This is a genomic window from Paenibacillus taiwanensis DSM 18679, assembly GCF_000425125.1.
GTDB classification, from domain to species: Bacteria; Bacillota; Bacilli; order Paenibacillales; family Paenibacillaceae; genus Paenibacillus_B; species Paenibacillus_B taiwanensis.
Window position 1 is genome coordinate 588,666 of record NZ_KE384307.1, and the last position, 24,924, is coordinate 613,589.

General features: G+C 44.5%; 20 protein-coding genes. 12 read left to right on the forward strand and 8 right to left on the reverse strand.

Annotation, left to right across the window (positions count from 1 at the left end; translation table 11 throughout):
- Nucleotides 1-28 precede the first annotated feature (28 nt).
- The 5 genes from H509_RS0116630 to serC all read left to right on the forward strand — a co-directional run bounded on the left by H509_RS0116630 (nucleotide 29) and on the right by serC (nucleotide 5,988).
- A complete protein-coding gene (locus tag H509_RS0116630; RefSeq protein ID WP_028546076.1) occupies nucleotides 29-973 on the forward strand; it encodes a 4-hydroxy-3-methylbut-2-enyl diphosphate reductase in 945 nt (314 codons plus the stop codon).
- Nucleotides 974-1,010: 37 nt separating this feature from the next.
- Complete coding sequence (locus tag H509_RS0116635; protein WP_028546077.1) at nucleotides 1,011-1,472, forward strand: DUF2062 domain-containing protein; 462 nt, start codon at nucleotides 1,011-1,013, stop codon at nucleotides 1,470-1,472.
- Between the two features lie 309 nt (nucleotides 1,473-1,781).
- The gene (gene aroF / locus H509_RS0116640; protein ID WP_028546078.1) at nucleotides 1,782-2,843 is read left to right on the forward strand and encodes a 3-deoxy-7-phosphoheptulonate synthase; all 1,062 of its coding nucleotides are present in this window, start codon (nucleotides 1,782-1,784) and stop codon (nucleotides 2,841-2,843) included.
- Nucleotides 2,844-3,131: 288 nt separating this feature from the next.
- The gene (glnA, locus tag H509_RS0116645; protein ID WP_028546079.1) at nucleotides 3,132-4,556 is read left to right on the forward strand and encodes a type I glutamate--ammonia ligase; all 1,425 of its coding nucleotides are present in this window, start codon (nucleotides 3,132-3,134) and stop codon (nucleotides 4,554-4,556) included.
- 337 nt (nucleotides 4,557-4,893) lie between these two features.
- The gene (gene serC / locus H509_RS0116650; RefSeq protein WP_028546080.1) at nucleotides 4,894-5,988 is read left to right on the forward strand and encodes a 3-phosphoserine/phosphohydroxythreonine transaminase; all 1,095 of its coding nucleotides are present in this window, start codon (nucleotides 4,894-4,896) and stop codon (nucleotides 5,986-5,988) included.
- Between the two features lie 273 nt (nucleotides 5,989-6,261).
- Here the strand turns inward: serC and H509_RS0116655 are convergent, their stop codons facing one another.
- The 3 genes from H509_RS0116655 to H509_RS0116665 all read right to left on the reverse strand — a co-directional run bounded on the left by H509_RS0116655 (nucleotide 6,262) and on the right by H509_RS0116665 (nucleotide 10,805).
- Complete coding sequence (locus H509_RS0116655) at nucleotides 6,262-6,972, reverse strand: response regulator transcription factor (RefSeq protein WP_028546081.1); 711 nt, start codon at nucleotides 6,970-6,972, stop codon at nucleotides 6,262-6,264.
- A 213-nt stretch (nucleotides 6,973-7,185) separates the two neighbouring features.
- The gene (locus H509_RS0116660) at nucleotides 7,186-10,347 is read right to left on the reverse strand and encodes an MMPL family transporter (RefSeq protein WP_028546082.1); all 3,162 of its coding nucleotides are present in this window, start codon (nucleotides 10,345-10,347) and stop codon (nucleotides 7,186-7,188) included.
- The gene (locus H509_RS0116665) at nucleotides 10,344-10,805 is read right to left on the reverse strand and encodes a MarR family winged helix-turn-helix transcriptional regulator (RefSeq protein ID WP_036697656.1); all 462 of its coding nucleotides are present in this window, start codon (nucleotides 10,803-10,805) and stop codon (nucleotides 10,344-10,346) included. Before H509_RS0116665 ends, H509_RS0116660 begins: the two co-directional genes overlap by 4 nt.
- 152 nt (nucleotides 10,806-10,957) lie before the next feature.
- Here H509_RS0116665 and trmL point away from each other — a divergent pair, with 152 nt between their 5' ends.
- A complete protein-coding gene (gene trmL, locus H509_RS0116670) occupies nucleotides 10,958-11,422 on the forward strand; it encodes a tRNA (uridine(34)/cytosine(34)/5-carboxymethylaminomethyluridine(34)-2'-O)-methyltransferase TrmL (protein ID WP_028546084.1) in 465 nt (154 codons plus the stop codon).
- A gap of 508 nt (nucleotides 11,423-11,930) precedes the next feature.
- Nucleotides 11,931-12,179 (forward strand): AbrB/MazE/SpoVT family DNA-binding domain-containing protein, encoded by a 249-nt coding sequence (locus tag H509_RS0116675; RefSeq protein ID WP_028546085.1) that lies wholly within the window; start codon nucleotides 11,931-11,933, stop codon nucleotides 12,177-12,179.
- 375 nt (nucleotides 12,180-12,554) lie between these two features.
- On the opposite strand, the gene H509_RS0116685 is transcribed toward H509_RS0116675, so the two are convergent.
- Together H509_RS0116685 and H509_RS0116690 are read right to left on the reverse strand one after the other, a co-directional pair.
- Complete coding sequence (locus H509_RS0116685; protein ID WP_028546086.1) at nucleotides 12,555-13,616, reverse strand: phosphodiester glycosidase family protein; 1,062 nt, start codon at nucleotides 13,614-13,616, stop codon at nucleotides 12,555-12,557.
- Between the two features lie 14 nt (nucleotides 13,617-13,630).
- The gene (locus H509_RS0116690) at nucleotides 13,631-14,041 is read right to left on the reverse strand and encodes a hypothetical protein (RefSeq protein WP_028546087.1); all 411 of its coding nucleotides are present in this window, start codon (nucleotides 14,039-14,041) and stop codon (nucleotides 13,631-13,633) included.
- A 231-nt stretch (nucleotides 14,042-14,272) separates the two neighbouring features.
- Between H509_RS0116690 and H509_RS0116695 the strand changes: the two genes are divergently transcribed.
- From H509_RS0116695 to H509_RS28625, 3 genes are all read left to right on the forward strand, one after another.
- Nucleotides 14,273-16,606, forward strand: coding sequence for a sensor histidine kinase (locus H509_RS0116695; RefSeq protein ID WP_028546088.1), 2,334 nt, complete (start codon nucleotides 14,273-14,275; stop codon nucleotides 16,604-16,606).
- A 72-nt stretch (nucleotides 16,607-16,678) separates the two neighbouring features.
- On the forward strand, nucleotides 16,679-17,887 hold the full coding sequence (locus H509_RS0116700) for an aminotransferase-like domain-containing protein (RefSeq protein ID WP_028546089.1): 1,209 nt from the start codon (nucleotides 16,679-16,681) through the stop codon (nucleotides 17,885-17,887).
- Nucleotides 17,888-18,900: 1,013 nt separating this feature from the next.
- On the forward strand, nucleotides 18,901-19,032 hold the full coding sequence (locus tag H509_RS28625; protein ID WP_281169750.1) for a hypothetical protein: 132 nt from the start codon (nucleotides 18,901-18,903) through the stop codon (nucleotides 19,030-19,032).
- 84 nt (nucleotides 19,033-19,116) lie between these two features.
- On the opposite strand, the gene H509_RS28680 is transcribed toward H509_RS28625, so the two are convergent.
- Nucleotides 19,117-20,124 carry a DUF2161 family putative PD-(D/E)XK-type phosphodiesterase gene (locus H509_RS28680; RefSeq protein WP_051287280.1) on the reverse strand — a complete coding sequence of 336 codons (1,008 nt, stop codon included), beginning with the start codon at nucleotides 20,122-20,124 and terminating at the stop codon, nucleotides 19,117-19,119.
- Nucleotides 20,125-20,441: 317 nt separating this feature from the next.
- Between H509_RS28680 and H509_RS0116715 the strand changes: the two genes are divergently transcribed.
- Nucleotides 20,442-22,337: a PrkA family serine protein kinase gene (locus H509_RS0116715; protein ID WP_028546091.1), complete on the forward strand. Its 1,896-nt coding sequence runs from the start codon at nucleotides 20,442-20,444 to the stop codon at nucleotides 22,335-22,337.
- 132 nt (nucleotides 22,338-22,469) lie between these two features.
- Here H509_RS0116715 and H509_RS0116720 read toward each other — a convergent pair whose 3' ends face one another.
- Both H509_RS0116720 and H509_RS0116725 read right to left on the reverse strand, forming a co-directional pair.
- Nucleotides 22,470-23,324 carry a GRP family sugar transporter gene (locus H509_RS0116720; protein ID WP_028546092.1) on the reverse strand — a complete coding sequence of 285 codons (855 nt, stop codon included), beginning with the start codon at nucleotides 23,322-23,324 and terminating at the stop codon, nucleotides 22,470-22,472.
- 189 nt (nucleotides 23,325-23,513) lie between these two features.
- Nucleotides 23,514-24,332, reverse strand: a complete 819-nt coding sequence (locus H509_RS0116725) for a DUF368 domain-containing protein (RefSeq protein ID WP_028546093.1) — start codon at nucleotides 24,330-24,332, stop codon at nucleotides 23,514-23,516.
- Nucleotides 24,333-24,625: 293 nt separating this feature from the next.
- Between H509_RS0116725 and H509_RS28015 the strand changes: the two genes are divergently transcribed.
- The coding region (locus tag H509_RS28015; RefSeq protein WP_036697662.1) for a hypothetical protein at nucleotides 24,626-24,924 on the forward strand (299 nt) is incomplete at its 3' end.

Genomic DNA, 24,924 nt, shown 5'->3' on the forward strand with positions numbered 1-24,924 from the left:
TCTTATCCGTTTAGAAAGTAGGTGCATCATGAAGGTTCATAAAATAACGCCGCGAGGGTATTGTTATGGTGTTGTGGATGCGATGGTTATCGCGCAGCAGACGGCCCGCAATCTGGACTTGCCGCGACCGATTTATATATTAGGTATGATCGTGCATAATAGTCATGTCACAGATGCATTTGAAGGCGAAGGTATTATTACGCTGGATGGTGCAAACCGTATGGATATTTTGGATCAAGTAGATAAAGGAACAATCATATTTACAGCTCATGGTGTTTCCCCTGAAGTGCGCCGCAAGGCAAGGGAGAAAGGCTTAACTACTGTTGATGCGACATGCCCAGACGTGACACGTACACATGACTTGATTCGTGAGAAGACAGCCGACGGATATGACATTATTTATATCGGCAAGAAGGGTCATCCGGAGCCAGAAGGTGCAATTGGTGTAGCTCCTGCTCATGTTCATTTGATTGAAAGAGAAGAAGAAATCGAAACGTTAGCGCTTGATACGGATCGAATCATCATTACGAATCAGACAACGATGAGCCAATGGGATATTAAGCATATTATGAATCGACTCATTCAGAAGTTTCCAACAGCCGAAATCCACAATGAAATATGTATGGCAACACAAGAAAGGCAGCAGGCTGTTGCTGATCAAGCACATGCATGTGAATTACTCATTGTGGTAGGTGATCCGCGCAGCAACAATTCGAATCGCTTGGCACAAGTTTCAGAAGAAATAGCGGGAGTGCCTGCTCATCGTATTTCGGACTTGTCAGAGTTGAATTTGGAGTGGCTGAACAACATTGAGGTCGTAGGAGTGACGTCAGGTGCGTCTACACCTAGTCCAATTACGAAGGAAGTGGTGCAGTTTCTGGAGCAGTACGATCCAGCTGATGAATCCACATGGGAGAAGAAGCGGACCGTCAATATGAGTAAGCTGCTTCCTCGGCTCCGCGACAAATCTTAATTTTTGCAACAACTAGGGCGCCGAAAAGAGGTCTGTCATGAAAAGATGGTTCAAATATCAGACACTTAAGCTTATGCGGACTAACGGCAGTGCTTCTGCTGTCGCGAAAGGTTTCAGCATTGGTCTTGCCATTGAAATGTTTACGCTGCCGACAGCGGGTCTAGCCTTTTTTTTAATTTTTCCGTTTGTTTATATGCTGCGCGGGCGGATGGCTTCGGCACTGATTGGATTTATTTTTGGTAAAATGATTTATATTCCGGTGGCTGTGCTAAATGAACGAGTGGGTCACTGGCTGCTGCCCGAACATTTTGTAGTTCATTTTCATGGAATACCGCATTGGCTGAACCATCTCATGACTATTAATTTGCATCTTATTGTCGGTGGGATCATTGACGGATGTATTTTAGCCTTTATGATGTATTTGCCTGTCAAGAAAGGGCTGGAATTGCTGCAACATCGTCGTCGTGAGAAACGAAGATTGCAACGTATGCCAATGTAAGCTGATACTTTGATAAGTTAATTCAGGATAATAGAGGGCAAAGCGTATAGAAAAACGGGCCGTGCAGCACAGGGATATGATCCCTGTGCTGCGCGACCGTTTTTTTCATAGCTGTGAAACTAGATGTATAACCGTGTGATTACATATTAATTATGACGGCGTGTTCACAATTGAGAGGATGACATGGATAGGTAGGAGGGAATAGTCTTGACGAAAAGCATAAATAGAGGTATCATTTCTTTAACGGATAAAAGCATAGACGCGAACAAGCGTTTAAGTAAAGAAGCAAAAGAAGGGAATGGGAATGCTATGATCGTTATCGTATCCAATCATACATCGGAAGCCCGCATGGGGGAGATTGTTAGTTATATTGAAGGAAAAGGGCTGCAAGCCCACATTTCTAAAGGTACAGATCGTACCGTTATTGGTATTATTGGTACTGTAGAACCTCCAATGGCAGAACATCTGCGTCAATTGCATGGCGTAGAAAATGTTGTGAAAATATCGAAGTCCTACAAGTTAGCAAGTCGTGACTTCCATCCAGCTGATACTGTTATCGAGATCGGTGACGTACGTATCGGAGGCGGCGAACTTGTTGTAATGGGTGGACCTTGCGCGGTGGAATCCGCAGAGCAGATTGATGAGATTGCTCGTCTGGTCAAATCAGCCGGCGGTCAAATTTTGCGGGGTGGGGCTTTTAAACCACGGACAGGTCCTTACAGCTTCCAAGGGGTAGGCGTAGAAGGTTTGATCATGATGGCTGAGGCAGGACGCAAGCATGGATTGCTTACAATAACGGAAGTAATGACACCGGAATATGTAGATGTGTGTGCCGAGTATGCCGATATTTTGCAGGTAGGCACAAGGAACATGCAGAACTTTGATCTGCTGCGTAAGCTTGGGGAGACGAATCGACCTGTCCTGTTGAAACGTGGCTTCAGCAGCACTTATGATGAATGGCTGAATGCGGCGGAATACATTTTGGCAGGAGGAAACCCAAACGTTATGTTATGTGAGCGTGGTATTCGAACATTCGAGGGGTACACACGCAACACGCTGGATCTTAGCGCTATTCCAGTTATGAAGTCTCTGACTCACCTGCCTGTTATATCTGATCCTAGCCACGGAACAGGACGACGTGAACTCGTTGAACCGATGACTAAAGCGTCGGTAGCTGCTGGTGCGGATGGACTTATCATTGAGATGCATACAGATCCTGACAATTCAATGACGGGTGATGGTGTGCAATCGTTGTTCCCTGATCAATTCGCACGTCTGCTAAAAGAACTGGAACAGTTAGCACCGCTATGTGGCAGTACCTTTGCAACAGCCAAGGAACCTGCATCTGCATTTGAAAGTTGGAAGAAATAAAAGGTACGAATATATTATATTTTATGATAACCGTGTTTGGCAGCAGCCAAGGGCGGTTATTTTTGTATGCTGAAACGCTTATAAGGCTTATGATTCAAATTACATTTTAAAGGATAAAAGGTAACTATTTCATTGATGTCAGCATACCTTACATAAAACAAAAAAATACCTGACATAAGTATTGACGAGATCGAATTTCTGGATTTATAATGACAACAATATAAAAACGATGTTGAACAATAAACGTCTTTTGAACGGTTAATGTTCGGATTTTGGGGAGGAATTAACATGTCGGTGAACCAAGTGTTGGAATTGATTCGGGAAAAAAAGATTGAGTATGTAGATTTTCGTTTTGTGGATCTGAGCGGCAAGGCTCACCACATTAGCTTGCCAGCAACGGAAGTAGACGCAGATACGTTTGTTAACGGTGTAGCATTTGACGGTTCCTCCATTCAAGGCTTCCGTGGTATTGAAGAGTCCGACATGGTTATGATGCCGGATACAGCGACAGTATATGTTGATCCATTCACAGCACACGCCACATTAATCGTCATGTGTAACATTCATACCCCAGATGGAGAACGTTATGAGCGTGATCCACGTAGCATCGCTCAGAAAGCAGAGGAGTTTCTGCAAACGGCTGGTGTAGGTACAACTGCTTATTTTGCCCCTGAATCCGAATTCTTTATTTTTGATGATGTTCGTTATGAAACTTCTATGAATAGCTCTTCCTTCTATGTAGATTCCGAAGAGGCTTCCTGGAACACAAACCGGAAAGAGGAAGGCGGCAACTTGGGCTTTAAGGTACGCACAAAAGGCGGATATGTACCAGTAGCTCCAGTTGATACACAGCAGGATCTGCGCAGTGAAATGTGCCGATTGCTTCAAGAAGCAGGTTTGCGCGTGGAACGTCACCATCATGAAGTGGCTACAGCGGGTCAAGGCGAGATCAACTTCCGCTTTGATACGCTAACGAGCACGGCTGATAATTTGATGAAATATAAATACATCGTACACAATACGGCTCGCCAGTTCGGCAAGGTAGCCACATTTATGCCGAAACCATTGTTTGGAGATAATGGCAGCGGCATGCACGTTCACCAATCGATCTTTGATGGAGACACGCCATTGTTCTACGAAAAAGGTGGTTATGCCAACCTGAGTGAAATGGCATTACATTATATAGGCGGTATTTTGCACCATGCACCTGCGCTGCTTGCCATTACAAATCCGAGCACGAACTCCTTTAAGCGTCTAGTACCTGGCTATGAGGCTCCGGTTAACTTGGTGTTTTCCAAGGGGAACCGTTCCGCAGCGGTACGTATCCCGGTGGCTGCTGTTACGCCTAAAGGTTGTCGTATAGAGTTCCGCACGCCAGATTCCACAGCTAACCCATACTTGGCATTTGCAGCAATGTTGATGGCTGGACTGGATGGCATCAAGCGTAAGTTGGATCCAAGTGCGCTAGGATACGGCCCATTTGATAAAAATATTTACGAATTGTCCGATGCAGACAAAAGAGAAATTCGCAGTGTACCAGGAACGATGGAAGAATCGCTAGATGCGCTTGAGGCTGACCATGAATTTTTGCTGGACGGTGGCGTATTTACTAAAGACTTCATCGATAACTATATTGCGGTTAAACGTTCGGAAGCTAAATCGGTATCGATTCGAATTCATCCGCAAGAGTACAGTCTTTATTTCGATTGCTAATTACAACTTAACAGGCAGAGTGCACCTTTAGCGGAGCGCTTTGCCTGTTTCTGTTTGCGAGGAAGGTGGTACAAAATAGCGGTTACAAAGCGTGTTGAGGAAAAATAAAATGTGTTTAGTTTCACAATCTTCTGTTAAAATGGTGTGAAAGTAACAGGAATAACTTTGAAATTGTAAATAAAAAGCCCCATTTCCGAATGAAATCATTCAAATTAGTCGGTTTTTTTCGTACTATTAACTTGATAGGGAATGCGTTACCTGCTATCATTACAAATAATATTTCATGCGTATGATGCAAATATGAGATGAGAAATAAGATGAAGGTGGGGAGAACCTTATGGAACAACGTCAACGAGCTTACAACTTTAATGCGGGACCGGCAGCATTGCCACTCGAAGTATTGGAGCGTGCCCAGGCGGAATTCGTCGATTTCCGCAACAACGGTATGTCGATCATGGAAATGTCGCACCGTGGACCAGTCTATGAGGGTGTACACAATGAAGCGAAGGACCTGTTGAAGGAGTTGCTAGGCGTTCCAGATGGCTACGATGTACTGTTTCTGCAAGGAGGAGCCAGCACACAGTTTGCCATGATTCCGATGAATTTGCTGACACCAGGCAAGATCGGTGCGTATGTTAATACGGGAAGCTGGGCGGTAAAGGCCATTAAGGAAGCGGAGTTGGTAGGGGAAACACAAGTTATCGCTTCTACAGAGGCGGATCAATTTACACGTGTACCTGCGGTGGCTGACATTGTAGTGCCTGAGCATGCCGCTTATGTGCATGTCACGTCGAATGAGACGATTGAAGGGACACAATTTCAAGCATTTCCGAATACGGGTGATGTTCCTTTGATTGCAGATATGTCCAGTGATATTTTTAGTCGCCCGCTTGATGTGTCGCAGTTTGGTATGATCTATGCCGGTGCACAGAAAAATCTAGGTCCTTCAGGTGTAACTGTAGTAATTGCAAAGGAAGAATTGTTAACGAACAGTCCGAAGACGATCCCTACGATGCTGCGGTATAGCATTCATCAGAAAAACAATTCCTTGTATAACACTCCACCTTCATTCTCCGTATACATTGTTAATTTAGTTCTGCAATGGATTAAAGAACGTGGCGGCTTACAAGCGATGCAAGCAGCTAACGAAGCAAAAGCAAAGCTGATCTATGATGCAATCGATGGCAGCAGTGGCTTCTACAAGGGGGTTGCAGCCGTAGATAGCCGTTCTCGTATGAACGTAACGTTCCGCTTAGCATCGGAAGAGCTGGAGAAGCTGTTTGCTAAGGAAGCGGAGCAGGCTGGTTTTATCGGTCTCAAGGGTCATCGCAGTGTTGGCGGCTTGCGTGCATCAATTTATAATGCCGTTCCACATGAGAACTGTGCTGCTTTGAGCCAGTTTATGAACGACTTTCAACAGAAGAACAGCTAACACCATAATAGACTAAGCTATTTGATTTGTTCTTTTCAGTGGCCCGAAAGAGGATGTCTGCTACTATTGGCAGCTTCTCCTTATCGGGTCATTTGCTGTTTAAGGGGACACTCATGAAGTCACATACTTACAAGCACAAGGACGAGATGTGTTGAGATGGTAAATACAATGTGGTGTACTGAAATAAAAAAAGAAACCCGCTGGCTCGGGGGGGCCAACGGGCTTCATATCGAAAATGAGAGGAGTACGTATAAGGACAAAAATAGTTTACAATTAGGCCAAATGTTTCTTGGACGGTTCTGTCAGCTTATAACCAACGTTCCGAATCGTCATGATGTATTCTGGATTGCGCGCATTTTTCTCCAGCTTATCGCGAAGATGGCTAATGTGCACGTCCACAATTCGAGTATCACCCAAGAAATGATAGTCCCATACGCCATGCAGCAGTTGCTGGCGGCTGAGCACTTTTCCGCGATGGCGGCAAAGGAACACGAGCAACTCAAATTCCTTAGGCGTTAACTCTACGGAACGCCCATCAAGCATAACTTCACGTTGATCGGCTAACACACTCAAATGCCCGATACTATATATTCGTCCGTCGTCTGAAGGCGGGAGTGATTGGATGCGACGCATTACAGCATGGATGCGGGATATAAGCTCTTGCGGACTGAAAGGCTTAGTCATATAATCGTCAGCGCCATTATCAAGACCTGCAATTTTGTCGCCAACGTCTTGCATCGCCGTTAGCATAATAACAGGCACCATGTTTTGGTGATCTCTTAGCTTGCGGCATACTTCAAGTCCATCACTTTTCGGAAGCATGCGATCCAATACGATTAGATCAGGGCGGAACGTGGAAAGAACATCAAATACGGCTTCTCCGTCGTAAACGCACAACACGTCATAACCGGCTAATTTTAAGTTGTATTCAATCAAAGTCGAGATGGATGGCTCATCATCGACGACCAGTATTTTGGACTTCATCACGTACCTCCCCAGTGTTTACATTCATAATTTAGGCTTGAGTTGCAGTTGATACTCTTATTATGCATCCTGTTTATCAGCGTCATATTAAACTAACGTAAAATGGGTGTAAAATATGTCATTTTAATAGCAAAAAAATCGCAAAAAACAGGGGCGAGCATGCAGAGCCTGAGCCCATGCTTGCTTACCCCTAGTTCACATAAGCATTGCCACTTACGCGCTTATTTTTTGACTTTTGTCAGTGTGCTCTAATTTGGGAGCAAACGGCCACCAATTGGCTGCGCCAAACATTTTTGCCATAACTGGCACGAAAAATGGAAGCAGCAGGAAGGTGTAAAGCAATAACCCAGAAAGCACGACAGTTGCTATTTGCATCATCGACAGTACGCCTGAAGGATAGAAAGAAGCGAACGTACCTCCCAGAATGATAACGGCGGATATAATAACCGGGCCCATATTACGCATAGCAAACAAAATTGCATCCTTCACACTTAAATGTTTATTTTCATTAAAACGATCCATTAAAAAGATGCTGTAATCAACGCCAAGTGCCATCAACATGACAAATCCAAAAAATGGAGTTGCCCATGTCACACCTGAATAACCTAGTATGTTTGTAAAAACAAGCTCGGTTATCCCCATCGAAGTAAAGAAGGTCAACAGCAAAGATGCAACAATATAAAGCGGCATCACGATAGAACGGAACAACAGGATCAAAATGAACAATATGCCGATCAGCATTAGTGTTACCGTGCGGGTGTAATCTTCACCAGAAATTTGCTTGAGGTCGGCAAAAGTGCTGGATACGCCGCCTATGGCGATATCGGATTGTTCAAGCTTTGTATTTTTGACAGCTCGATCGACAGCCGCTTGCACTTCTTTTACGGAATCAATAGCTTTGGTCCCATAAGGATTCATGCCGAAAACGACGTCTAGTGTCATTACTTTGCGGTCAGCAGACAAGTATAAATCTAGCGCCTGCTTAAATGGTTTGTTCTGTACAACTTCCTCAGGAACAAACCAGCCTCCTAATTCTTTGTCAGCTGTACTTCCGACTTGTTGTAAATAATGGTTGGCTGAATGCAGCCCCTCTGATATTTGTGACAGACCATCCACGCTCTTTTGCAAGCCGTTGGTGAGCTGCGTCAATTGGCCTGTCAGTTGAGTGAACCCTTGACCGATCTGACTTTGACCTGCTTGAAGCTGCTCAAGTCCTTGTACGATACTAGGCAGTTTGCCGATAATCTGGTTTTGACCTACAGCCGCTTGCTTTAAGCCTGATTCCAGCTTGCTAATTCCGACAATCAGCTGTTCAAGCCCGCTTGCAAGCGACTTCTGACCAGCGGCAGCTTGTGTGTAGGCGTCGTTTGCTTGCTTCATGCCCACATTGATTTGCTGCATCTGGTTGTGTACTTGACCTAAACCAGCGCCAAGCTGGCTAATACCCTTGCTTGATTGGGTGACGGTTGCATGTATCGTCACATAATCCGGGTCCTGCAGCAGCTCAGGGTAGCGGCTTTGCAAGCTGGTAAAATGCTGTTCGAGCCCTTGCAGCGATTGGGCTGCGCCCTCTACTTGCTGCTGCATTTGAGTTAGGCCTGTGCTTATCTGCGTAAGTCCACCACCCAGCTGCTGATAGCTTTGCAGCAGCTTCTCATGAGCTTGTGTAAGTTGTTGTGCGCTTGCTTTAGCTTGCTGCAATGCTTGCTTGAGCTGCCCGGCTCCTAAGGAACCGTCAGCTATCCCTTTCTGGATTTGCGAAAGCCCGCCTTGCAGTTGAGTAATGCCAGATTTTAATTGTTTTGTGCCATCCGTCAACTGACCTGTACGGGATGCGGCTTGTTTTAATTGCGGCTCATTTTTTGATAATTGGCTATTAGCGTCAGACAGTCCTGACTTGATATCATTAATACCTTTGTTTCCTTCTGTCAGACCACTCTCTAAACTTTTTACTTGCTCAGTAACTTTGAAGTCCTGAATTTCATCACCAGCAGGTCGACTTAAGCTGCGCACGGCTGATACGCCGTCCACTTTCAAAATTTCACGGCTCATTTTCTCCGCTAATGCCATATACTCGGTTTCCTTTAGGGGATTGGCCGTTTTAATTACGACTTGAGTCGGCATCGATTCTCCTGGATCAAAACTTTGCGAAATAAGATTAAAGGCTTTAACAGATTCGTATTTATCACCAATCTCTTCCAGGCTATTAAAAGAAACCTGTCCGCTGTAGGTGATCAGAAACGGTACGGTGGCAGCAGCAACAATTAAGAAGGCGGCTAGCGGACGCTTGAGGGAGAAGCTGCCCACAGCGCCCCAAATACGACTTTCCTTATGTTCTAGCGACCCTTTGGTTGGCCAAAAAAGCTTTTTGCCCAGCACCGCCATAAAGAAGGGCACTACTGTTACAAGTGCAAGCATCATGACAGCTATGCCAATGGCAACCGCAACCGCAGAACGGTACAGGATGAATTGTGACAAGCCAATAACGGAAAAACCAACCAATACGGCGAGTCCGGAGAACAATACCGTTTTGCCAGCGGTACGATAGGTAGCGATAATCGCTTCCCAAGTATCCTCGTGCTGGGTGAGCTCTTCCTTAAAGCGGCTAATTAGCAGTATGCAATAATCAGTGCCTATACCAAAGAGCACGGCAACCATAAAGATCTGGGTGAAAGTAGATAACGGGAAATCGGCACTGTCAACCAGAAAAGAGACGATGGATTGGGATACGATGTAGCTTAGCCCTACCGTTAATAACGGAATAAAAGGAGCTACAAACGACCGAAATACGATAAATAGGATGAGTAAAATAAAAACAACAGTAATAGACTCCGACTTTTTCAAGCCAGCTTGTGAGCTTTCGATCTGATCGTGATCAATCTGCTGTCGGCCTGTCATGTAATGCTCAACTTTAACGTCGCTCAAATATGACGAGATTTCGGTCTTTACCCCTTGTGAACTGACACTGCCTGTGTCAATGGTGAGGGAGGTTAAAATCGTTTTGCCGTCCTTGGATATGAGTTTATCTGCTAATTCAGGCTGTTCGAAAGGGTTAAGCAAGGATATAATATGAAGTTTTGTTTTACTCTCAGCAAGCTTTGTTAATGTGTTATTGACCTCTTGTTTCTCTTCCGCAGACAGTCCATTCGGGTTATGGAACAGCAGTGCAATTTGAGATTTGTGAGCATTTCCGCTTGATGCAGCTACCTCATCCATAATTTCTTGAGCTCTGGCTGAGGAATAACCATCTGGTACACGAATAGTTCCCTTCTCCTTTACAAGTTCACCAAGGGAAGGGGCCGTCATAAACAAGGCGATGGCTGCCACAATCCAAATGGCTATAATGGCCCATCTTGCTTTTAATATGGTTCTCATCGGGTGTCACTTCCTTCTACCATTAATTTAGCCAATCGTTCAAACTTACTAATAAACGATTCAATTTCTTCTTCTTGAAAATAAGTTAAATAAGAAGATACGATCGCTTGCACTTTGGCAGACATTTGCTGATATGTCTCCTGACCTGTTTCCGTTAGTGACAAGTAAACTTGTCTTCTGTCCGAATCATCACGAGTTCGTTCCACTAGCCCTCTGCCGGCCAAGCGGCTGACAATAGCGGTAACTGAGCTTTTGCCGACCATGAGTGTGTCTGCGAGACAAGTTGGGGTGCATGTTCCATGATCATAAATAATACATATGGTTTGGAACTGTTCAGGTGTCATCATGTTAGGTGTGGATTGGTCAAGCTGTTGAAATAACTGTTTCATGACTGTAGATTGCGCAGACATATAACGTTGAATGAGTTGTTGTGGATTAAAGGTCAAGGAAAGTTTCATCCCTTCTAATTAGTTCTATTATCAAATAGTTCGATAATAGAACTATATCGCGAGCAATTTTGGTTGTCAAATGGTACCGCTTAGGCAGAGCTATTTGGCAAATCTCAGTTTGGTGTATAATAGAAAGGAATAATTGTGAGGTGACACATCAGATGGCTCTACATATCGTACTCGTGGAACCGGAAATTCCGGCGAATACAGGTAATATTGCAAGAACATGCGCAGCAACAAACGTTCATCTTCATTTGGTCAGACCGCTCGGATTTAATACGGATGATCGTACATTAAAGCGTGCAGGTTTAGATTATTGGCATTCCGTTCACATCGAATATTATGATTCGTTTGCTGAATTGCGGGATCGTTACGCGGAATCGCGTTTTTTTTATGCGACAACAAAGGCGGACAAGCGATATAGCGACTTTGAGTATAGGGATGGGGATTTCTTCGTATTTGGCAAAGAAACAAAGGGATTACCAGAACCATTACTTGCCGCTAATCGTGAGACTTGCATTCGGATGCCGATGACTGATAATGTACGTTCGCTAAACTTATCGAATTCGGCAGCCATTATTGTATATGAAGCGTTAAGACAGCTGGATTATCCAGGCATGGAATAAGTGTTGCAACTGTTGTGAGCGGCGTAACGAATATATGCGATGCAGGGGATTGTTATGCCAGCCTTAGGATGATGAGTAGACTAGCTGTGATAAGTCAGGAGTCGTAATCGTTGAGATTGGTCTCGTATGGGGCCTGTGTATAATAAGACAACGGATAAGACTACATATAGACCTAGTATAACGGACGCAGCCTATAATTATATGGTGGTCAATAATCCGAATTCGGCAGGGCTTGTCAATTCGTTTCTCATTTGCATCCATACGCATACAGCCAATCAGTTGTGATTGGCTGTATTTTGCTTGATCAGCAATGGATCTGATTTAGCATGTAGCACAGCAGGGGAAGTCAAAAGGCAAAAACAACTTTATGACAGTAACTGAATAAAAACTAATTATTTTGACAGTTTTCAGCAGGAATTATGAATAATACAGCGAAAATAATAGGGTATAGGGGCAGAGTTCTCTAGGGTAATCATGAGGAGACGAATATACAAGAGAGGTGTAACTGATGAAACCTGCCGGTGTTGTCCGCAAAGTCGACCAACTGGGGCGAATTGTTCTTCCGAAATCGCTAAGAAAGCGCTATCAAATGAATGAAGGGGATCCTGTCGAAATTCTGGTTCAGGGCGATCATATTATTTTAGAACGGTATCGTCCAAAATGTGTGTTCTGTGGCTCTATGAATGGCGTTGCTGAATTCAAAGAGCGTTACATATGTTCACAATGTATGAATGACATGACGCATCTGGTGCGTTAATGTTGACGACATAGGGCAGCGAGGGGCATCACACATGTGGTGCCCTATTGCTGTCACGGGAGGGATAATAGCAAAAAAGCTCCCTTCAAATTAAAGGAAGCTTCTGCGTAAGGATGGACTACAGTCCTTTTGTCTTGTCTTCGTTGTACCCAGATGTGAGCATGGCTGTAATAAACAATGCTAAAGTTAACATAATGATCCAAAACGTAAGAGACATGATGCGCACACCTCCAATAGACTACTATCATTATACCCAATACATTCCAAAAAGAAAATGAAAAAGGTGTGAATTTTGGTACAGTCAGCCAATGGGTGATGTGCTATAATGTCGTCTCCTCATTCGGGTAAATAAGGCAGCTTTGCTAAGTTGCTTCACTATTCAAAAAATAAAAAGTGTGTGGGTAGATGTCGCAGTTCGCCGTCAGAAGGGTGATTTACAACTCGTCCATTAAAGATAAGGGATGAGGAGCCTCCGCCATCCAAGTTGTAGGCATCTCGGACACCTAAATTAATCATCTTCTGCTGCATCTCTTCGAGTGTTGCGCCTGATCCGCCATTTTCATTGTAGCCATCAATAACCATAATTAAGAGCTGATCGTCTTTGTAGTTTCCGATGGTCGTACGCGGTGCACGATTGGGTGCTTTCCATTTGTCCGGAATAGTAAGTTTGTTGCCGTTACTCAGCAAGTGTGGAACAAAGGTAGCTCCAAACTTCGGATTCATCTGGTCCAGCTCAGCCTTATCATAAAATTTGCCGCCAATTAGCCGACCTACTGTATCTAGTCCGACAAAAGCCAAATCTTTAAAGCTAGGCTCGAAGGCATTCACATAGTTTCCGTTCAGAACGGTTGTTCCAAGTGGATAACGATTGCCGCGTCCTTCGGCATATCCACCAGCATTTATACCGGCGACTGCACCATAACGCTTCACAGCTTGCATCGTCGTTTCTGATCCGCCGTATTTATCTTTGCCTAGCGTCATTTTCATCGCTTTCTGATCTTTTAACTTCACCTTCATGGCATACCCATTATATGTAGACTGATGAATCGCGTATAACTCGGCACGTATGTTATCGCTCTCGATATAATCCATTGGCACGCCAAGCTTGGAAGATATCCGGTTGTTGTAGATTTTCTCCGGGCGATTGGCTTGTTTGGATGCTGTATATACAATATCGTTCATCGTTGAAGTCGTCTGCTTGTACAACACAGAGACACGGCGGACAGCATCAATAGTATATTGAGCCGTCTTCCCTGCCTGATCCAGCCCCTCGGATACGTGCTCGTAAGCGGTATCCCATGTGCTCGTTTCCGCAGGCTTTGCGTCTGTAAGCTCTACAGAAACGGTTAAGGAAGAGAAAACCATCCACAACATCAGTCCAAGGAACGGTGCGGTTGTCATCATAAACAAGCGGTTGACGAATTTTACTTTCTTCATATCGTTCGCCTCACTTATTTAAGCAAATCCATTTTTTTCTTTAACGTATCCAGTTGTTTCTTCACTTCATTGAGCTGTGTGTACAGCTTGTTGCTGTTATCTGTCTTATTAGAAGCGTTGTCCTTTGTAAAGGTCAGCAACTCGTTAAAAGAATCAATTTTACTTTGCATTTCAACCAGCTTTGTTTCCAACTTGTGCAGTTGCTCCTGATAGTTTTTTTGAACCGCTTGAATCTGGGCATTTGTCTGTGTTTCCAATTGTGTCAACATCGTCATCTTGATGTGCTGACTGTAATAATACGTCGCGGTTACGCCGATACCGATCATGACGAACCAAAATAGCAAAAACCATTTTGCAGAGGCTCCGTTCGCCTTCGTTCGGGTTCGGCGAGATGACTCGCGACTAGGTTCCAAAGTAGGTTCCATCTGTCTTCACCTCGAACAAGAGTCTATCCAATTAGACCCAGTACTTAAAATACATTCTATTATTCTATCATGACTGTCAAGTCGGGGCAAAATGACAAAATTCGCTTTATTGCTATATCGGGTAGCGTTAGATACAATCGAATTAGATCAAAATTCGGGTATAGCTGCGACTAAAGTATCATAGAAAAGTTTCATAGATAGATATAAACAGACATGGAGAAATAGAGAGAAATGATAAACCACAACAGTTTACGCAAGTGGGGGATTGTAGGATTAGCCATTGTACAGGTTTGGTTGTTATTTGTAATTAATAAGTATCCGTATATTGGCGTGCACGTCAAGGAACAAGATCATAAATGGATCGTGTCGCGTTTTGCGACCTCAGAACAATTTGATAGGCGGAAGCTTCGTATCGGTGACCATATTATTCGTATTAATGGACATGTGCCAGAGGCGCATATGCCAGTGAAGAAATGGCATAAGCTTGAACAGGCTCGTTCTGTCATTGTGGCGCGTGGAGGAGAAATTTTGACAGTCCGGCTGGATAAGTATGATCGGCACCCGCTGTATGATTTTATGCCGATTATAACGGAGATGGTGTTGTTTACTATCGGCTGGCTGCTGCTTAGGCGAAAAGATAGATCAACTGCGAGCCAGATGCTTGCTTGTTTGTTTTTTATGATGGGTTTGATTTATTTGTGTTATGGCGCATCTTTACGTGGAGACGTGCTTAGTTACTGGCTCATGTTTACAGGACTGATGCTCATTCCAGTCATGTTCTTACATTATGTATATCTTTATATTAAAGACAAGGCCAGTCTGGTACTGTCCACCAAATATATTAAAGGCTTGTACACATTTATTTTTGCATCTTCTATTGTAAAATTGGTGTATATGGTTTCAGATCGTACGTACATCGCCTATAAATTCGATAATGTGTTTACCTATTTCTTTTTTGTATTAATTGCGATTGTAAATGTACTGTGTATGTTCAGGTTATATTTTAAATATCGGCATGAACGTACTTACTTTACGTCGGCTTTAACGTTGATTTCATTTTGTGTTGGGATCGCATTTATGCCGATTGTCAGTCTATCCTTTGTCCCTAATATTTTCACAGGACTACCCTTAGTATCTCCGCTTATATCAGGGTGGTTTGGAATTATGTTTATGATGGGGCTGGCGTGGCTCACGACATTTTACGGCTTGCATGACATAAGTGTTATTATGAAGCGTGTACTTACGATTGGTCTTATTGCTGTAGTACCGAGCGCCATTATTATGGGATGGGACGCTCTTGTATTCGGTGACCAAGAGTCGATGATTGTTCAGGTGTTTACATTTTTATTTATTCTATTTATTGTTACCACCTTTATGTTTACGATTGAATATTCGTGCGGCAAGCTGGAGGAAGTGTTGTTCCCGCGCAAGACAAAGCTGGATCAATCGTTAAAGCGTATAGCTTCTCGGCTTGGCTACATTCAGCATCGAGAAGACTGGAACGAAGAGGTGCTGCGTGTTATTGTGGACACCTTAACGTGTAATGCGGCTGCTATCGTTCGCAAAGACCGTCATGGTGCAATCGACATCATTATGGAAGGTGAGATGGAGGCTGACCTACTAAAAAGACAGCTCTTAAAAGGGAATTTTCAGCATCCTTATGTGTTCTGGTTTGATATTAATTTGGAAGTGGAAAATAGATATTATATCGTGATCGAGCGCCGCTCTTCAAAGGCAGAGCTTAATCGGGAAGAACAACAATGGATGGATCATGTTTTGACTTATTTGTCGATTAGCTTAAATCATATTTATCGAGCCAGAGTTTTACAAAGTGAACTTACAGAACTTCAATACCATCAATCCCTTAAAAATGACACGATGGAGCAGAGCCTAGTCGCTTTATTGTTTGATATGCAGGAAAAGAATAGAGGGTTGGTAGCCCAATCGATCCAGCAGAAGGTGATGAAGCCGCTGCATGATATGGCTATTCAACTGGAGGAGACAAAAGCTTTAGTAGATTTCGAGCAGGTGCAGGCGGGGATGGAGCATATACAGCGTAATTTGGAAGATGTGAGCTTATATATGCAGCATTTGAATTCAGGGTTGCGGCCTGCCTTGATTCAGACTGTAGGCTTGCAGCATGCATTACGATCCTGGATTGAGGGTGAGTTTGCAGAGGAGAAGCCAGTCGTACAGATGGAGATTGGCAGTGCTGACTTGCTGGAGGCTCAACCTCACGATTGGAAACGCCACGTATTCCGCATGGCTCAGGAACTGCTGCACAATGGCAAACGGCATGCGTATGCCTCTTTACTTCAGTTGTCAATTAAGCAGGAGGATGACAATTGGGAGCTGTTGTATGTGGATGATGGGGTAGGATTTGCTACCAAAATCGCGATGGAGCCAAACGATTCTGCACATGGGCTTATGCAGCTACGAAATCGGGTGCAGCTTTTGGATGGATCGATGGAGGCGCTTTGTATGGATGGTAGCGGCTCTAAGATCCGAATTGTTTTGCCAATGGTAAATCGTGCGAACATTTCAAGCTATACACGGGAGGACTGATTCCAGAGTTTGCGATTGCAAAGTTACGGGCATAGGTGTATATTTTGGAAATAGTGAAAGGGGCGGTATATAATGAAATATTCATTTTCCTCACGGATTGAGGCCGTAAAAAGCTCGGCAGTGAGAGATATTTTAAAGCTGACACAAGGACAGGGCATTATTTCTTTTGCAGGGGGATTACCTGCGGAGGAGTGGTTTCCGATTGACGCGCTTAAATCAGCTTCGGAGGAAGTATTCCGTATGGGAACCCAAGCATTTCAGTATGGGTTGACTGAAGGTGCGACATCTTTACGGGAACGGATAGCTAAACGTATGCTGACATATCGAAATATACCTGTTGAGCTTGATGAGATTATGATCACATCTGGATCGCAGCAATCATTGGATTTATTTGCTAAAGCGATGATTGATCCTGGTGATGTAGTGTTAGTGGAGAATCCAACATATTTGGCCTGTTTGCAGGTGCTTCAATTGTATGGGGCAAACGTGATTGGCGTTGAAAGTGACGATTACGGGATGATTCCAGAAGATATTGAAGCGAAGTTAAAGCAATATAAGCCTAAGTTTGTGTATGTAGTTCCAACATTTAGCAATCCGACGGGGCGGGTATGGAGTGTGGAGCGGCGTGAAGTGCTGCTGCGGTTATGTACAGAGCATGAAGTGCTCATCTTGGAGGATGATCCTTACGGAGAGCTACGGTTCAGCAACAACAAGGTGCCCAATATTGCCGCCTTGGAAGGAAATGTAGCTAATCGAATCGTTGCTTATACGAGTACATTTAGCAAGACAGTAACACCTGGCATGCGGACCGGATGGATTATTGCAGATAAGCGTGTCATTCAACGATTGGCTCGCGGGAAGCAGTCCTCGGATTTACATTCTAGTGTTTTTGATCAACTCATCCTTAGTGAGCTGTTGGAGTCAGCGACGTTTTCTTTGGATGACCATATACACAAGTTGTCGCTTGTATATAAAGAACGAATGGAAACGATGGCCACACATCTGCAACAGGACGAGCCTTGGCGCGAGGCGGTGTGGAAAATGCCGCAAGGCGGTATGTTTTTCTGGGTGGAGCTGCCGGAAGGATTAGATGCGGAGGCGCTGCTGAAATGTGCGGTAGGCAAAGGTGTTGCGTTTGTGCCTGGTACACCATTTTTTGCAGGCGCAGCTAAACGGAATACGATGCGGCTGAATTATTCCTTTGCGGAGCCTGAGGTCATCCACACGGGGATGGATCGTCTGGGCGAAGCTGTTGGTGAGTTTCTCGGCCGCCACGTGTAAGTGCGGCAGTTAATTAGCGTTATGTAAGCGTGCAAGGGGCTGTCCAGAAAGTCAGTCTAAACTGACTTGACTACGGACGCCCCGTTTTTTGAATGTTAAAAAAACACAAAAACCGTCTTTTCTTGTGAAATGGAAGTTGCGACACTAACATTTCATAAAAAGACGGTTTTTATGCGTAATTAAATGACTACTACAGAACAGTACACTATGCAGTAGACTGTTGCACTAGGAGAAATGGAAGTTGCGATACCCAAGACGGTGCTAGCCGACGAAGGCTATGGCAGTGAGGAAAATTATTTGTATACGCTAGGGGAAGACAAAGAACCGCGGATGTGCGTCTGCTTACGACAGCTATATGAAGGAGGAAGGAGAAAACACGTCGTTACAAAAAGGACATTCGGCATGCTCCGATCTGGGGGTAGGAATGGCACGATGACCGGTTCGTGTCCGAATGTCCGCTGCATTCGCATTAAGAAATAGAAAGCGATAGAGTAGAGCGCAGAGAGCGATGATAGCTGGTGGAATAGGCTGACTTTGGTGGACAGACGATCCGTTATGTGCGGTAAAACACGTTTTTGGTGGAGTTAGCGGACAGGATATCCGCTATTGCCTCCAAACTACCGCCAGACAGGGATGAAATATGCAAATAGCGCACCTCCTGTCCGCTAAGCGGCCTAATCATACTTGCATTCACCCTATAACGGATCTGTCGTCCGGTCACGTATTCCTCGCCACTAACGCACCAGCATACCGATGATCCGCGCGCTCTGTACCTAAGCTGTAACGGGGTGTTTTAATGTGTGCATATCAGCTTCCGTTAAATGGAAGAAAGGGAGGAATACGCTCTGCACATCGACATATTTTTTTCATTATGATATATTTTTTTGTTTGAAAATGAGTAGTTGAGATGTGACCGTATCGCTCTATATCGTTACAGATAGGCAGACGATGGATAGCGTGTGTTGCTAGTAGAAACTTAACGAATGGTTTCGTAGAAACCCTATTCCTGCAAAATGGAAGCTACGACTCCAACATTTGTGGATTCGGAGCGCAACGTCTATACGAATGAAGGAAGAGCGTATGAAAAACGGTCAATTGAAACTGGGCTACGATGTGCGGCGTATGCAGCAGCAGATGAGCGTTAGTGGGCGCACCCATAGTACAGCTTTGCAGTTAGCGGTGTTAGTGGTGTTAGTGGTGTGCCGTGCCGCGCCGCGTGAAAGTCTGTACTATGGCTTGTCAATTCGATTTGCAAGCACATCTGCATATAGCTCAAGCGCCGCAGTGCCTGCGGGCGTAAGGGTGTAGACACCTCGCTTAATACGCTCGAACCAACCGTAATAGTTGTGCCGCAAAATCGTAGCAGCATCCCCGACCCCGCTTTGCTCGCGCAGCCTTACCGGCTGATTCGGTCCATCGGCTAGCGCGGATGCCAAGCGCAGCGCCTTCTCGCGATAGGCGGTCATAAGCGGCCGCTTCGTGCTGCCGCCGACGTTATAGTCACCGCTTCGCTCACCGAATTCGCGCAGCAGCTTGCTCTGACGGGCTGCACGAACTTTGGGCTTTGGCGCAGCCTTGAGATCCTTGTCGGCATCATGAACAGCGTAGTCCGTCGTGCAGCCATCCTGTATTTCATATGCGTATAGACGGGGATTTAAGGTTAGCGGCTTGCTTGGCGATTGGGAATGTAATTGCATCTGCATCTGATCCCTTGTGAGCGACTCCACTGTATGAACTCTATTTCTTTTATGTCCTGCTGCTTGATCAGACTGTAACCCGGTATTTTGCAGATATGAAGTTTGACTGGCCAAGCTGCCTTCCGCTAATGCTTCTGCTATTCGTGATGGGTGGCAAAATACTTCGACAAACGGAGCTTTCTTCGCATAAAAAGTGACCGTCATCAGCCCTAAGCCAAGTCGGCGGCAGATGTCAGCGATTGCATTCAGCCTGCGACGTCCTGCTTGTTTGCCGCGTTTCTGTTCAGCGGCAATGTAAACATCGGAAGATATTTTAAGCCGCTCCATCGCTTGCAAGAGCAGCGTTAAGTTAATGGATGCTTTCATTTCTATAATGATAGGGTGTTCTGGCATGCTAGGATGAAGCACAACAACATCGCAGTGGCGTACTTCGGCTCGCACCTCAAATCCCCGACTTTCCCAATAGGATTTTATCGGTGCATATAAATCTGTCTCCTTACGTGTTTGTTTGCTCAAGCTACCATCGTTGGCAGAAGGCATGTACATTCCTCCCGTATACAGCGCATCCACGTCACACGTGTGATCAGCTTCTCATGTGTACTTGGTTTATTATAACACGCCAAGAAGAGCCCTGATTGCACACCTGACATGATGTCCTGACAACCTTTAATGAGAAAAATTTCGAGAAACTAATCCAAAGCGCTCGCATAGGATTGTAATACACTTTATTTATTTAGTCGTTAGACAGTCATGACGAACTGTTCATTCGCGTGACAGGCGAGTTATATCCAGCGAGGGTAGACAGAGAAGGTGTTGGAGGGTAGTGTAGCAAATCGGGAGCATGGGAGGTTAGTGGGATGGACATTTTCAAACGGATTGCTGAACATCGCGCCGAGAGCGAACGGTTAGGCTGGACCGGCACATTTAAAGAATATGTTGAATTGCTGCGTCACGATCCTTCGCCAGCGATGACCGCTCATTCAAGGGTTTATGAGATGATCGCGTCACATGGCGTGGAAGAGGTTGATGGCCACAATCGATATAAGTTTTTTGAAAAGGAAATTTTCGGTCTGGATCGTGCCATCGAAAAGCTGGTTGAGGAATACTTTCATTCGGCTGCCAAAAGGTTAGATGTACGTAAACGGATTTTGTTGTTAATGGGTCCAGTTAGCGGAGGAAAATCAACCATTGTCACGATGCTAAAGCGTGGTCTGGAACAGTTCACACGTCAAGAACGTGGAGCCGTATATGCGATCAAGGGCTGCCCGATGCATGAAGACCCCTTGCATTTAATTCCTAACGAATTAAGACCAGAGGTGGAGCGACTACTAGGCGTACGCATAGAAGGAAACTTGTGCCCCTCCTGCCAGATGAGGCTGCGGACTGAATTTGAAGGAGACATTGAGCAGGTAGCGGTAGAACGAGTGTTAATCTCCGAGGAGAATCGAGTGGGAATCGGAACGTTTAGTCCGTCTGATCCGAAGTCACAGGATATTGCAGATTTGACAGGCAGTATTGACTTTTCTACAATTACCGAATTTGGCTCTGAATCAGATCCGCGTGCCTATCGCTTTGACGGGGAGTTAAACAAGGCGAATCGGGGGCTTATGGAATTTCAGGAAATGTTAAAATGTGATGAAAAATTTCTATGGAATTTGCTCTCGCTCACTCAGGAAGGCAACTTTAAGGCGGGCAGATTTGCGCTTATTTCTGCGGATGAGCTCATTATCGCCCATACGAACGAATCTGAATACAAAGCTTTTATTTCGAATAAAAAAAATGAGGCTCTTCAGTCCCGTATGATCGTGATGCCGATCCCTTATAACCTGAAAGTAACGGAAGAAGAGAAAATATACAGCAAACTTATCAGTCAAAGTGACATGAGCCATATTCATATTGCTCCTCATGCGCTGAAGGCCTCTGCCATCTTCTCTATTTTGACACGTCTGAAGGAAACTAAAAAGCAAGGCATGGACCTGTTGAAAAAAATGCGGATGTACGATGGGGAAGAGGTTGAAGGTTACAAAGAGAACGACTTAAAGGAGATGCAAAGTGAGTTCTCAGAGGAAGGCATGTCAGGTGTTGATCCTCGATATGTCATTAACCGCATTTCCAGTGCACTTATTAAACAAAATCTGTCGTGCATCAATGCGTTGGATGTGCTAAGAGCCATTAAGGATGGGCTGGATCAACACGCTTCCATAACTAAGGAAGAACGGGAACGTTACTTAAACTTCATTTCTGTCGCTCGCAAGGAGTACGATGGGCTAGCGAAGAAGGAAGTCCAAAAGGCGTTCGTATACTCCTTTGAAGAGTCTGCGAAAACGCTGTTCGAGAATTATCTCGACAACATAGAAGCGTTTTGTAATTGGAAAAAAATCCGCGATCCGTTGACGGACGACGAGATGGAGCCCGATGAGCGGTTAATGCGTTCAATTGAAGAACAAATTGGTGTATCTGAAAATGCTAAAAAAGCGTTCCGTGAGGAAATATTAATCCGCTTGTCGTCCTATTCGCGAAAAGGCCGTAAATTTGACTACAACAGCCATGACCGGTTGCGGGAAGCGATTGAGAAGAAGTTGTTTTCGGATTTGAAGGACATTGTGAAGATAACAACGTCAACGAAAACACCGGATGAGAACCAATTGAAGCGTATTAATGAGGTATCGGCACGACTGATCGACGAACATGGATACTGCCCGACGTGCGCTAATGAGTTGCTTCGTTATGTGGGGAGCTTGTTGAATCGATAGGTTGGTCCGATAAAGGATGTGCATCGATATCGTCATCACATATAAGACAGGGAAGAAGCCCGATCGGCTTCTTCCCTGTCTTATTTATGAATGATGTTGTACAGGATCAAATACTTATGATTGCTAAAGAGATTACGCTTTCGTTAGTCCAATCATGACGCCGCCAGCAACTATTAAGAAGCAGCCTATAATGACATAAGCCATTTGTCGTTTGGACTTCTTTTCGCCAAGTAAATAAATGCCACCTAATGTAGATAAAATAATACCTGTCTGGGATAAAGAGAAACTAGTAGCAACACCAATCCGCGGCAAAGAGATAAGTAAGCCGAGATTACCGATTCCCCACCAAACACCCGTGAAAATGTTACGAAACGCGTATCGTGTATAAGGTTTATGCTTCCAAGTAAAGACAACCGCACCTGCAAACATACCGATAGCTTGTGGCAGCAAAACAGCCCAACCGTCAATGTTGTACCAACGTATAACGATTACGTATCCTACGTAACCAATTGTAGATACAAGCAACGTACCCAAGCCTTTTCGAATATGCTGTTCCCCGTTGCCATCACTGTTTTTATCATTTTTAACTGTAAATATAACACCTATCAAAATGCAGGCAATTGCAATAATGCCTAGAATTATCGCGGTTGTAGTCTTCCACTCGCCAAAGGCAAACACACCGAATGCTGTCGTGGCAAATAATTGCATTCCTGTGGAAATAGGGACTGTTCGAGAAACCCCCAGATAAGTGACGCTGCTAAATTGATTGTACTGACCCACTGACCAGAGTACACCAGAGAGGGCACCGGCAATCCAAATAACAGGTGTAAGCTCAGGCGCTTTGATGAAAAATACACCAAGTGCAAATAAAAGTGCTCCGATCGTCATCCCGATCAGCTGGTGATGCGGTTTTCCACCGAAGTAAGAGCTGAGAAGCAGCAATGTCCCCCATGTAAAAGCAGGGATAAGGGCTAACAAAATATCCATAATTCATCCTCTTTTCAAATGTTGGAGTATATGAAGCGACAGGCGCTTCATCAAAGGTGTCTGTTCTGCGAAGAGGATATGTAACGATATATATGTGTGCAACGATATATAAGCTCAAAAAGAGCGTCCGGCTAGTCAGCAGCAAGACACTCTTTTATCATGTCCAATAACGTGCTTCGCAATGAATGGTTAAGCGTCCGCGCGGCTTAGAAATAAAGCACTGCCAAGTCCCGCTAACAAAGTAATTAGGCTGATCACTACTGCACTTATTGAAGTGGGGATGCCAGGAAATACAACGTACAACGAGCCGATCACCATTCCGATAATTAGGGCATACATCACATGAGGATATGAACCTAATAAGTATTTGATCAGTTTGCTGCTAATGATAAAGCCCACAATAACACCAGAACCGATTATAGCAATGACGGGTATGTTAAATGTGGAGAGTGCGTCTATTGCTATTGGATAAACCCCAAGCAGCAGCAAAACAAATGAGCCGCTTATACCAGGCAGCAACATGGCCATGCTTGCTAGCCAGCCAGCTACAAACAAGCCTGCACCATTTGTGACATTTAACGTAATGGTGTTGTGAATTTCTACACCTTCTGGACGAAATACACCTGTAAGGGCAACCAGAACTGCGGCAATAACAAGCAGCACAACATGAAAACTACGGAAATTCCTTTTTACGTCCGCTTCTTTGCATAAATAAGGAATGATGCCTAAAATAAGTCCTGTAAAGAAAAAGAAAGTAGGTTGTGGATGATTTGCAAGCAGCCATTTCATCACACGACTGAGCAAAATGAGTGCCGAACCGACACCGATACCTAACGGAATGAGAAAACCCAAATGTTTTTTCCAATCTTTACTGAAAAAACCGCTAATAGCTGCAATGAATCGGTCGTAGAAACCGAGGATGACAGCTAGTGTGCCACCACTGACACCTGGAATAAGATCGCTTGTTCCAATAAGCAAACCACGCCAGAGGTTATTCCACTCGAACATGATAAATCTCCTTTTCTAGCATAAGTATAGTTGTAGTGATCCTGACCACATACCCTCCTATTCTACTATTAATATGGTGCAACATACAATTGATACATTTCTGAAAATGAAATTAATTTAGGTTAGTTTTTTCATGATTTGTGAAATAAATGAAATCAAATTGAAAATGATCAGTTAAATTAATTGAAATGCATAATGTATGGGGTTAGAAACATACTAACACCGTCGAATAACACCAGCATAAAGTTGGTTTATGAATTACACACCTTTCTATTTAAAGAGGAGGAATTATTTTGCCACATGAGCAAATGGGACAAATGTACCCTGTCAACACGTCTCACCAAGCTTTTACAGCATCAGCGGATAACGCTGGACAAGCATCTTATTCATCAGGCTCACTGTTAAGCGGCGGTTACGCTTCTGGTAGCTATGGCAGCCAAGGGGGTTATTCTTCTAGCCCACAGGCTTACGGTTATGGAACTGGCGGGTATGCGAACCAGTCGTATAACGGTTACAACGGCCAAGTGCAAAGCATAACGGCGCAAAGCCACGGGGCGCACCAAAATGTAGTGCCGCAAAGCTATCAGCCGTA